This window comes from Peterkaempfera griseoplana, from assembly GCF_001418575.1.
In the GTDB taxonomy this organism is placed as follows: Bacteria; Actinomycetota; Actinomycetes; order Streptomycetales; family Streptomycetaceae; genus Peterkaempfera; species Peterkaempfera griseoplana.
Window position 1 is genome coordinate 1 of the sequence record NZ_LIQR01000042.1, and the last position, 10,878, is coordinate 10,878.

The window sequence follows — 10,878 nt, forward strand, 5'->3', positions numbered from 1 at the left end:
GCGGCCGGCCGCACCGTGCTGGACCGGACCGTCCCGGCCCGCGCGCCCTGGTCGGCCGTGGTCCGCCGCGGACATCTGCTCACCATCACCGACCTGGGCGGCAACCAGGCGGTGGACTGCCTGCTGTACGACGCCCATGACACCTCGGTCCGCTACAGCGCCCCCGACACCCTGCAGGCCCAGGGCTCGCTCTTCCTCACCACCGGCAGTGTGCTGATGTCCAGTGAGCACACCCCGCTGATGACGGTGGTGGAGGACACCTGCGGCCGCCATGACACCATCGGCGGCGCCTGCAGCAGGGAGTCCAACACCCTGCGGTACGGCCACCACACCTGGGGGCAGCACGCCTGCGTGGAGAACTTCCTCGCCGAGGGTGCCCGTTGGGGCCTGGGCAAGCGCGACCTGGTACCCAACATCAACTGGTACATGAACGTGCCCGTCGAGGCCGACGGCACCCTGGGGATCGTGGACGGCATCTCCGCCCCGGGCCTGCGGGTCACCCTGCGCGCGGAGACCGACGTACTGGTGCTGGTGTCCAACTGCCCGCAGATCAACAACCCCTGCAACGGCTTCGACCCCACCCCGGTGCGGATGACCGTCACCGAACCGGAGGGCTGAGCGGCGATGACCTTCGACACCCTGCTGGTCGCCAACCGCGGCGAGATCGCCGTCCGGATCATCCGCACCGCCCGGCGGCTCGGCCTCCGCACGGTGGCCGTCTTCTCCGACCCCGACCGGCCGGCGCCCCATGTCCGGCTCGCCGACCACGCCGTACGGCTGGGACCGGCCGCCGCCAAGGACAGCTATCTGCGGGCCGACCTGGTGCTGCGGGCCGCCCTGGACAGCGGCGCCGGGGCGGTCCACCCCGGCTACGGCTTCCTCTCCGAGGACGCCGCCTTTGCCCGCCGGGTGGAGGCCGCCGGGCTGGCCTTCGTCGGCCCCACGCCCCGTCAGCTGGAGGTCTTCGGCGCCAAGCACACCGCCCGCGCAGCCGCCGAGGCGGCGGGGGTGCCCCTGGCGCCCGGCACCGGGCTGCTCGCCGGCCTGGACGAGGCGCTGGCCGCCGCCGAGGCCGTCGGCTACCCGGTGATGCTCAAGGCCACGGGCGGCGGGGGCGGCATCGGCATGCGGGCCTGTCGTACGCCGGCCGAACTCGCCTCGGCCTGGGAGCAGGTGCAGCGCACCGCCGCCGCGTCCTTCGCCACCTCCGGCCTCTTTCTGGAGCGGCTGGTGGAGCGGGCCCGCCATGTCGAGGTGCAGGTGTTCGGCGACGGCGCCGGCCGGGTCGTCACCCTCGGCGACCGCGACTGCTCGCTGCAGCGGCGCAACCAGAAGGTGCTGGAGGAGGCCCCGGCGCCGGGGCTGCCCGACGCCGTACGCGACCGGCTGGCCGCGTCCGCCTCCGCGCTCTGCGCCTCGGTGGACTACCGCTCGGCCGGGACGGTGGAGTACGTCTACGACGCCGGCCGCCAGGAGGCGTACTTCCTGGAGGTCAACACCCGCCTGCAGGTGGAGCACCCGGTCACCGAGGCCGTCCACGGAGTGGACCTGGTGGAGTGGATGCTGCGGCTGGCCCAGGGCGACCGCTCGGTGGTGCGGCAGCCGCCCCCCGCGCGCGGCCACGCCGTGGAGGCCCGCGTCTACGCGGAGGACCCCGCCGAGGGCCACCGGCCCAGCGCCGGCCGGCTCACCCGGGTCGCCTTCCCCGACGGCGTGCGGGTGGACTCCTGGGTGGAGACCGGCACCGAGGTCACCACCGCGTACGACCCGCTGCTGGCCAAGGTGGTGGTGCACGGCGAGGACCGCGCGGACGCCCTGGACCGGCTGGGGGCCGCCCTGGAGCAGACCCGCGTCGACGGCATCGAGACCAACCTCGGACTGCTGCGCGCCGCCGCGACGGACCCCCTGGTGCGGGGCGCCGGGCACACCACCGCCACCCTCGCCGGGATCGCGGACCCCACCGCGCGGATCGAGGTGGTCCGCGCCGGAACGCTCACCACCGTGCAGGACTGGCCGGGCCGCACCGGCTACTGGCATGTCGGCGTGCCGCCGTGCGGGCCGATGGACGACCTCTCCTTCCGGCTGGGCAACGCAGCGCTGGGCAACCCCGAGGGGGCCCCGGGGCTGGAGTGCACCCTGGAGGGCCCGGCGCTGCGCTTCACCGCGGCGGCCACGGTGTGCGTCACCGGCGCCCCGGTCAGGGTCACCCTGGACGGCGCACCGGTGCCGCAGTGGGAGGCCGTGCAGGTGCCGGCCGGCTCGGTCCTGGACATCGCGGCGCCCGGGGCGGCGGGGCTGCGCAGCTATCTGCTGGTGGCCGGCGGTCTGGAGGTACCGGACTTCCTGGGCAGCGCCGCCACCTTCACCCTGGGTGGTTTCGGCGGCCACGGCGGACGGGCGCTGCGCGCCGGGGACGTGCTGCACGGCGGGGCCGTCCGGCCCGGCGCCGGGTGCGTCCCGCCGGAACGGCGGCCGGTCTTCACCGACCGCTGGGAGATCGGCGCGGCGGAGGGGCCGCACGCGGCCCCGGAGTTCTTCACCGAGGCGGACATCGAGGAGTTCTACGCCGCCGACTGGAAGGTGCACTTCAACAGCGCCCGCACCGGGGTGCGGCTGGTGGGCCCGCGCCCCGCCTGGGCGCGCAGCGACGGCGGCGAGGCCGGTCTGCACCCCTCCAACATCCATGACACGCCCTACTCCGTGGGCGCGGTCGACTACACCGGGGACATGCCGGTACTGCTGGGTCCTGACGGACCGTCACTCGGCGGCTTCGTCTGCCCGGCCACCGTGGTCACCGCCCAGCGCTGGAAGCTGGGCCAGCTGCGGCCCGGGGACACCGTGCGGTTCGTCCCGGTCACCCTGCAGGCGGCGGCCGCTCTGCGCCGCTCCCCCGCCGCCGCCCCGGCGGCGTCCCGGCCCCCGGTGGACGACGGCGGGGTGCTGGCCAGGCTGCCGGAGACCGCCGGGCGGCCGAGCGTCACCTACCGGCGCAGCGGCGACGACAACCTGCTGGTGGAGTACGGGCCGATGCAGCTGGACCTGGCCCTGCGGATGCGGGTGCACGCCCTGGCGGAGCGGCTGGCCGCCGAAGGGCTGCCCGGCGTGCTGGACCTGACCCCGGGCATCCGCTCGCTCCAGGTGCACACCGACCCTGAGGTGCTGCCGGTCGACCGGCTGCTGGACGCGGTGCGCCGGGTGGAGGCGGAGCTGCCCGCCACCGGCGAGCTTCGGGTGCCCAGCCGCACCGTCCATCTGCCGCTCTCCTGGGACGACCCGGCGACCCGGGAGGCCATCGCCCGCTACATGGCGGGCGTGCGCGACGACGCGCCCTGGTGCCCCTGGAACATCGAGTTCATCCGGCGGATCAACGGCCTGGAGTCGGTGGAGGACGTCCACCGCACGGTCTTCGACGCCGAGTACCTGGTGCTGGGCCTGGGCGACGTCTACCTCGGGGCGCCCGTGGCCACCCCGCTGGACCCCCGGCACCGGCTGGTCACCACCAAGTACAACCCGGCCCGCACCTGGACGGCGGAGAACTCGGTGGGCATCGGCGGCGCCTATCTCTGCGTCTACGGCATGGAGGGCCCCGGCGGCTACCAGTTCGTCGGCCGCACCGTGCAGGTGTGGTCGGGCTGGCAGCAGCGCGGCCCGTTCCAGCCGGGGGCGCCCTGGCTGCTGCGCTTCTTCGACCGGATCCGGTGGTATCCGGTGAGCGCCGAGGAACTGCTGGAGATGCGCGCCGACATGGCCGCGGGGAGGCTGGATCTCAAGGTGGAGGAGGGCGAGTTCGCGCTCGCCGACCATCTGCGGTTCCTGGCCGACAACGCACCGGAGATCGATGCGTTCCGCCGCCGGCAGGCGGCGGCGTTCGCCGCCGAGCGGCAGGCCTGGGAGGACGCCGGGGAGTTCACCCGGGCCGAACGCGCGGCGGAGGCCGTCCCCGCCGCCCCGCAGCAGGTCGCGGCTCCGCAGGGCGGGGCGGTGGTGACCGCGCGCTTCACGGCGAGCGTCTGGAAGGTGCAGGTGGCGGTCGGCGACCTGGTGGAGCGGGGACGGCCGCTGCTGGCGGTGGAGGCCATGAAGATGGAGTCGGCGGTGGAGGCACCGCAGGACGGGGTGGTCGTCGAGGTGCTGGTACGGCCCGGCGACCAGGTGGACGCGGGAGCGCCGCTGGTGGTGCTGGCGCCGGCGGCGCCGGACGAGGAGGAGGCCGCATGACCGGCGGCGTGCTGGAGCGGGTCCGGGCGGCCTACCGGCGGATCGAGCAGGTGGCCCGTCCGGAGATCTGGATCGGCCTGCGGCCCCACGAGGAGGCGGAGGCCGAGGCGCGCCGGCTGGACGCCCGGGTGGCGGCCGGTGAGCGGCTGCCGCTGGCGGGCACGGTGCTGGCCGTCAAGGGCAACATCGATGTGGCCGGGCTGCCGACCACGGCCGGCTGCCCGTCGTACGCGTACCTGCCGGAGCGGGACGCACCGGCGGTGGCGCGGCTGCGCGAGGCCGGGGCGGTGGTCCTGGGCACCACCAATCTCGACCAGTTCGCCACCGGGCTGGTCGGCACGCGAAGTCCGTACGGTGCGGTGCACAGCGTCCACGATCCGCGGCGGGTGGCCGGCGGCTCCAGCTCCGGTTCCGCGGTGGCGGTGGCGCTGGGGATCGCCGATCTGGCGCTGGGCACCGACACGGCGGGGTCGGGGCGGGTGCCCGCCGCCTTCAACGGCATCGTGGGCCTCAAGCCGACCCGGGGTGCGGTCTCCACCGAGGGTGTGGTTCCGGCCTGCCGCAGCCTGGACTGCGTCAGCGTCTTCGCCCGCACCCTGGACGCGGCCGAGCAGGCCTTCGCCCTGCTGGCGGATCCGGCCGGGGTACGGGCCGAGCCGCCGCGGCGGCCGGGTCCGTGGCGGGTGGCGGTGCCGCCCGTGGCGCAGCTGGGCGAGCTGGACGACGGCTGGGCGGAGGCCTTCCTCGCCGCCGCGGAGCGGCTGGCCGCCGCCGGGGCCTCCCTGGTGGAGGTGGATCTGGAGCCGTTCTCGGCCGCCGCGGCGATGCTCTACGGGGGCGCGTTCGTGGCGGAGCGCTACACCGCCGTGGGTGACTTCGTCGACAAGCACCTCGGCTCGGCGGAGCTGGACCCCACCGTCGCGGCCGTGATCACCGCGGCCCGGGACATCCCCGCCCACCGGCTGCTGGCCGACCTCGCGGAGCTGGACCGGCTGCGCGGGCGTGCCACGGCCGCCCTGGGCGACGCGGACGCACTGCTGCTGCCCACCACCCCGGGCCACCCCACCCTCGCCGAGGTGGCCGCCGATCCGATCGGTGCCAACACCCGGCTGGGGCGCTTCACCAACTCCACCAATCTGCTGGACCTCTGCGCCCTGGCCGTCCCGGCAGGGCGCGCGGGCGGCGGGGGCCCGTTCGGGGTGATGCTGATCGGCCCGGCCGCCACCGAGCACCGGCTGGCGGCCGTGGCCCGGCTGCTCACCACCCCTCCCCCGGTCCGGCTGGCCGTGGTCGGTGCCCATCTGACCGGCCAGCCGCTCAACGGTCAGCTGCTGGACCTGGGCGCCCGGCTGGTGTCGGCCGCCACCACCGCCCCCGAGTACCGGCTGCATCTGCTGGACACGGTGCCGCCCAAACCGGGGCTGGTCCGGGTCGCCGCCGGTGGAGCGTCCGTGGAGGCCGAGGTGTGGGAACTCCCGGCGGCGTCCCTGGGCGCGCTGCTCGCCGCCCTGCCCGCGCCGATGGCGCTGGGGCCGGTACGGCTGGCGGACGGCTCCCGGGTGCCGGGCTTCCTCTGTGAGCCCGCCGCCCTGGACGGAGCCCCGGACATCACCGCGCACGGAGGCTGGCGCGGCCATCTCGCCGCCACCGCACGCTGATCCACGCCGCCGCAGGTGGTCGTACGGGCGGTGCCCCCCGGGCCGGGGGGCACCGCCCGTACGACCGTCAGCCCACGGAGGAGTAGGCGATGACCCCGCGCCGCAGGGCGTCGACCGCCTTGCGGGCGGCGGTGCGCAGCTCCTGGTCCCCGCCCGCCGCGTCCTGGATCTGCCCCAGGACGTCGATCAGCTGCTTGGTCCAGCGGACGAAGTCGCCGGCCGGCATGTCGGCGTCCCGCAGCACCGAGTCCAGGCCGTGCCCCGAGGCCCAGCGGTAGGCGGCCCAGGCGAAGCCCAGATCGGGCTCGCGCTGCCCCACGCCCTCGGCGGTGTTCAGCCGGTGCTGCTCCTCCAGGGCGTCCAGATGCCCCCAGAGCCGGACCATCTCGCCCAGCGCCGCCTTGGCCCTGCCCTCCGGCACCCGCGGGGTCGCCGCGTCGTCGGACTGCCGGGCCTCGTAGACCAGGGCGGAGGCGCAGGCGGCCAGTTCGGCGGGTCCCAGGCCCTTCCAGACGCCCTCGCGGATGCACTCGGAGGCCAGCAGGTCCAGCTCGCCGTAGAGCCTGGCGAGCCGCTTGCCGTCGTCGGTGACCGTGTCGCCCTGGAGGTAGCCGAGGTCGGTGAGGAGTCCGCAGACCCGGTCGAAGGTGCGGGCGATGGTGTGGGTGCGCGACCGCATCCGCCGCTCCAGCTGCCCGGTGTCCCGCTGCAGGCGGTGGAAGCGCTCGGCCCAGCGGGCGTGGTCCTCCCGCTGGTCGCAGCCGTGGCAGGGGTGCTGCCGCAGCTCGGTGCGCAGCCGGGTGATCTCCGGGTCGTCGGCGGCCGCCGCGCGGCCCCTGCGGTGGCGCTGGGGTTCGATGTGCCCGGCCTTGGTGCGCAGGGCGGAGGCCAGGTCCCGGCGGGACTGCGGGCTGCGCGGGTTGAAGGACTTGGGGATGCGCATCCGCTCCACCGCCTCCACCGGGACCGGGAAGTCGATCATCGCCAGCCGCTTGACCTGCCGCTCCGCGGTGAGCACCACCGGGCGCGGGCCGTCCTGGAACTCGGGACGGTGCCCGCCCCTGCCCTGCGGGGGCAGACCGGGGTCGAGGACCAGCGCCAGGCCGGAGAACTTGCCGGCCGGGACATGGATGACGTCGCCGGGGCGCAGCTTCTCGATGGAGTCGATGGCCGAGGCCCGGCGCTGGGCGGTGCCCTCCCGGGCCAGCTCGTTCTCCCGGTCCTTGAGCGCGCGGCGCAGCGCCGCGTACTCGTCGAAGTCGCCCAGGTGGCAGGTCATCGCCTCGCGGTAGCCCTCCAGGCCCTCCTCGTTGCGCTGCACCTGCCGGGCGATGCCGACCACCGAGCGGTCGGCCTGGAACTGGGCGAAGGAGGTCTCCAGCAGTTCGCGGGAGGTGTGGCGGCCGAACTGGGAGACCAGGTTGACCGCCATGTTGTACGACGGCTTGAAGGAGGACTTCAGCGGATAGGTGCGGGTGCCGGCCAGACCGGCCAGCGCGGCCGGGTCCAGGCCCCGCTGCCAGAGCACCACGGCATGGCCCTCGACGTCGATGCCGCGGCGGCCGGCCCGGCCGGTGAGCTGGGTGTACTCACCGGGGGTGATGTCGGCGTGGGACTCGCCGTTCCACTTGACGAGCTTCTCCATCACCACCGAGCGGGCGGGCATGTTGATGCCCAGCGCCAGGGTCTCGGTGGCGAAGACCGCCTTCACCAGGCCCTGGACGAACAGTTCCTCCACCACCTCCTTGAAGGTGGGCAGCATGCCCGCGTGGTGGGCGGCTATGCCGCGCTCCAGGGCGTCCAGGAACTCGAAGTAGCCGAGGACGTGCAGGTCCTCGTCGGGGATGGCCGCGGTGCGCTCCTCGACCAGCGCGCGGACCCTGGCCCGGTCGGCGTCGTTGTTGAGCCGCAGCCCGGAGGCCAGGCACTGCTGCACCGCCGCCTCGCAGCCGGCGCGGCTGAAGATGAAGGTGATGGCGGGCAGCAGCCCCTCGGAGTCCAGCCGGTCGATGACCTCGACCCGGCTGGGCGTCCAGGCACGGCCGGGCCGGCCGTTGGGCATGGACCGCCCGCGGCCCCGGGCGAAGCGGTCCGCCCTGCGGTCCTGCTCGGAGCGGGCGAGGCGGACCAGCTCGGGGTTGACGTCCTTGGCCGGGGGCCGCGGCTCGCGGCTGCGCCGCCCGTCGGCCTGCTGCTGGTTGCGGCCGGTGGTGAAGAGGTCGTACATCCGGTTGCCGGCCAGCACATGCTGCCAGAGCGGCACCGGGCGGTGCTCGGAGACGATGACGGTGGTGCCGCCGCGGACGGTGTCCAGCCAGTCGCCGAACTCCTCGGCGTTGGAGACCGTCGCCGACAGGGAGACCAGGGTGACGGACTCGGGGAGGTGGATGATGACCTCCTCCCAGACGGCGCCGCGGAAGCGGTCGGCGAGGTAGTGCACCTCGTCCATGACCACATAGCCGAGGCCGTTCAGCGTCTGCGAGCCCGCGTAGAGCATGTTGCGCAGCACCTCGGTGGTCATCACCACCACGGGGGCGTCGCCGTTGACCGTGTTGTCCCCGGTCAGCAGGCCGACCTTGCCGGCGCCGTAGCGCTTGACCAGATCGGCGTACTTCTGGTTGGAGAGGGCCTTGATGGGGGTGGTGTAGAAGCACTTGCGGCCCTCGCGCAGGGCCAGGTGGACGGCGAACTCGCCGACGATGGTCTTGCCCGAGCCGGTCGGTGCCGCGACCAGCACGCCCCGGCCGCCCTCCAGCGCCTGGCAGGCCTCGATCTGGAAGGGGTCCAGCGGGAAGTCGTACAGCTCCCGGAACTCGAACAGGGCGGACGCCTGCTCCTTGGCGCGGCGCTTGGCCGCCGCATAGCGCTCCGCGGGTGACAGGCTCTCCGGGTCACTCTCCGCGGGACTCTGCGGATCGGTGGGGACGGCGCTGCTCATCGGCGTCACCTCTTCTTCCCGTGGGAGTGCTGCCCGCTGGGGCTGGACGGGAGCGCATACGGCGGCGCCTGCGGCTGCGGGGCCGCGTCGGCCTGGGCCGGCGCCGGGGCGCAGCGGGTGTGGTCGGTGTGGTGAAGGAGCATCTCAAGCCAGAGGTTACCCGTCGGCACCGACATCGATAGCAGGGTTTTCAGCGCGGGCGCCGGGAACCTCCGCGGCCGCCGGACGGCCGTGCCCGCCCCGGTCGCGGTCCAGGTGGCGGCGCAGGCACCGCTCGGCCCCGGCGAGGTCGCCCGCGGCGGCCAGGTCGAGCAGTTCCAGGTGGTCGCGGGCGGCGGCGACCAGGTCCGGGACGGCCCCAGAGGGGGACGGCAGCAGGGCGCGGCGGTGCAGGTCGTCCACCAGCCGCACCAGCCGGGCGTTGCCGGCGGGGGCGAGCAGCGCCCGGTGGAAGCGGTGGTCAGCGTCGAGGTATCCGCCCCGGTCGCCCTCCGCGGCGGCGGCCGCGGCCTCCTCGGCGGGTCCCCGCAGTGCGGCGAGCCGGTCCGCTCCGGCGGCGGCGAGCACCCGCAGGGCGGTGGGGACCTCCAGCAGGGCCCGGATCTCCGCGATCTCCCCGAGGTCGTGCTCGCCGGCCGCGGTGACCCGGAACCCCTTGTTGCGGACGGTCTCCACCAGGCCCTCCCGCACCAGGTCGAGCATGGCCTCGCGGACGGGTGTGGCGGAGACGCCGTAGCGGGCGGCCAGCACGGGCGCCGAGTACAGGGCCCCCGGTTCCAGCTCACCGGCCGCCAGGGCGCCGCGCAGCGCCCGGGCGACCTGGTCGCGCAGCCGCTCCTGGACGAAGACCCGGTGGCGCGGCTCGAAGTCGGCCATGGCTCGTGCCTCCTGGGGGCCGCGGGAGGCCGACGGTACGGGGACGGTGCGGGGGTGCCGCCGGCGGGCGGACCCGCGGCGGCGAAGGGGTCAGGTGATGTCGTCGAGGCGGCCCGCCGGGCCGGTGGAGGCGTCGACCGGCTGGACGTCGTCGACGGGCTGGGCGGCCTCCACGGGTGCCGGGGCGAGGTCCAGCGCGGACGCCTCCTCGTCGCCGAGGTGGGAGTTGGGGTCGGCGTCCCTGACGCGGGCGCGGCGGCGGTCGTTCAGCCAGGAGACCACGCAGGCGATGACGTACAGCGCCAGGATCGGCAGCGCCAGCAGCAGCATGCTCACCGGGTCGGTGGTGGGCGTGGCGATGGCGGTGAACAGGGTGATGCCCATGACCATGCCGCGCCACCAGCCGATCATGCGGCGGGCGCTGAGGACCCCGCCGAAGTTGAGCATCATCAGGATCAGCGGCAGCTCGAAGGAGATGCCGAAGACGAGGACCATCCTGGTGGCGATGTTCAGGAAGTCGTCGACGTTCTGGATGTTGGTGGCGTTGTGCGGGGTGAAGGACTGCAGGGTCGCCACGGTGGTCGGCAGGATCTCGTAGGCGAACCAGGCGCCGCCGAGGAAGAGCGGGATGCCGATGCCGAGGAAGAAGAGGCTGTACTTCTTCTCGTGGCGGTGCAGCCCCGGCGCGACGAACGCCCACAGCTGGTACAGCCAGACCGGGCTGGCGATCACCAGGCCGGCGGTGAGCGACACCTTGATGGCCAGGCCGAACGGCGACAGCAGGTTGGTGACGGCGATGATGCACTTCTCACCGCCGCCGCTGCCGTTCATCTTGGCGACGCAGCCGTCCAGCGGACGGATCAGGAAGTCGATCAGGTTGCGGTAGAAGAACGCCGCGACGATGGTGACCACCAGGATCGCACCGACCGCCTTGACCAGGCGGTTGCGGAGCTCACGGAGATGGTCCCCGAGGGACATCCGCCCCTCGGGGTCCTTCGGCGGCTTGGCAGACTTCAGCAACCCCGGTCCTCGGCTCGTCGAGCGGGGGGCGGCGGCCCCCTGCGTTCTGCTGGTGGTGCGTGTGGTGCGCCGGGTCAGCGCTGGGCGGCGTCCCGCTCCTGGGTGGGGGCCGCGGCGGTCTCACCGACCGGGCGGGCACCGGTGGAGTCGCCGGGGGCGGCCTGGATG

7 protein-coding genes are annotated in these 10,878 nt (G+C 74.6%); 3 read left to right on the forward strand and 4 right to left on the reverse strand.

Annotated elements, in window-relative coordinates; genetic code table 11:
• Positions 1–18 precede the first annotated feature (18 nt).
• Genes AOK09_RS03115 through atzF form a run of 3 tightly spaced genes read left to right on the forward strand, consistent with a single transcriptional unit; the run spans position 19 to position 5,876 of the window.
• Positions 19–618 (forward strand): urea amidolyase associated protein UAAP2, encoded by a 600-nt coding sequence (locus AOK09_RS03115; RefSeq protein ID WP_407675338.1) that lies wholly within the window; start codon positions 19–21, stop codon positions 616–618.
• Positions 619–624: 6 nt separating this feature from the next.
• Entirely contained in the window at positions 625–4,218 is a 3,594-nt protein-coding gene (gene uca, locus AOK09_RS03120; RefSeq protein WP_055585544.1) for an urea carboxylase, read from the forward strand.
• Complete coding sequence (gene atzF / locus AOK09_RS03125) at positions 4,215–5,876, forward strand: allophanate hydrolase (protein WP_055585545.1); 1,662 nt, start codon at positions 4,215–4,217, stop codon at positions 5,874–5,876. Before uca ends, atzF begins: the two co-directional genes overlap by 4 nt.
• 67 nt (positions 5,877–5,943) lie before the next feature.
• Here the strand turns inward: atzF and AOK09_RS03130 are convergent, their stop codons facing one another.
• The 4 genes from AOK09_RS03130 to tatC form a co-directional block, all read right to left on the reverse strand.
• Positions 5,944–8,814 carry a DEAD/DEAH box helicase gene (locus AOK09_RS03130; protein WP_055585546.1) on the reverse strand — a complete coding sequence of 957 codons (2,871 nt, stop codon included), beginning with the start codon at positions 8,812–8,814 and terminating at the stop codon, positions 5,944–5,946.
• 5 nt (positions 8,815–8,819) lie between these two features.
• Positions 8,820–8,957, reverse strand: coding sequence for a hypothetical protein (locus AOK09_RS39895; protein WP_157875779.1), 138 nt, complete (start codon positions 8,955–8,957; stop codon positions 8,820–8,822).
• Positions 8,958–8,970: 13 nt separating this feature from the next.
• Complete coding sequence (locus AOK09_RS03135) at positions 8,971–9,690, reverse strand: GntR family transcriptional regulator (RefSeq protein ID WP_055585547.1); 720 nt, start codon at positions 9,688–9,690, stop codon at positions 8,971–8,973.
• A 90-nt stretch (positions 9,691–9,780) separates the two neighbouring features.
• A complete protein-coding gene (gene tatC / locus AOK09_RS03140) occupies positions 9,781–10,710 on the reverse strand; it encodes a twin-arginine translocase subunit TatC (protein WP_079062693.1) in 930 nt (309 codons plus the stop codon).
• Positions 10,711–10,878 lie beyond the last annotated feature (168 nt).

What these genes read in the sequence shown, in the direction of transcription:
- uca (WP_055585544.1), top strand. Translation starts at nt 625, where the DNA reads ATGACCTTCGACACCCTGCTGGTCGCCAACCGCGGCGAGATCGCCGTC.
- atzF (WP_055585545.1), top strand. Translation starts at nt 4,215, where the DNA reads ATGACCGGCGGCGTGCTGGAGCGGGTCCGGGCGGCCTACCGGCGGATC.
- AOK09_RS03130 (WP_055585546.1), bottom strand. Translation starts at nt 8,814, where the DNA reads ATGAGCAGCGCCGTCCCCACCGATCCGCAGAGTCCCGCGGAGAGTGAC.
- AOK09_RS39895 (WP_157875779.1), bottom strand. Translation starts at nt 8,957, where the DNA reads ATGCTCCTTCACCACACCGACCACACCCGCTGCGCCCCGGCGCCGGCC.
- AOK09_RS03135 (WP_055585547.1), bottom strand. Translation starts at nt 9,690, where the DNA reads ATGGCCGACTTCGAGCCGCGCCACCGGGTCTTCGTCCAGGAGCGGCTG.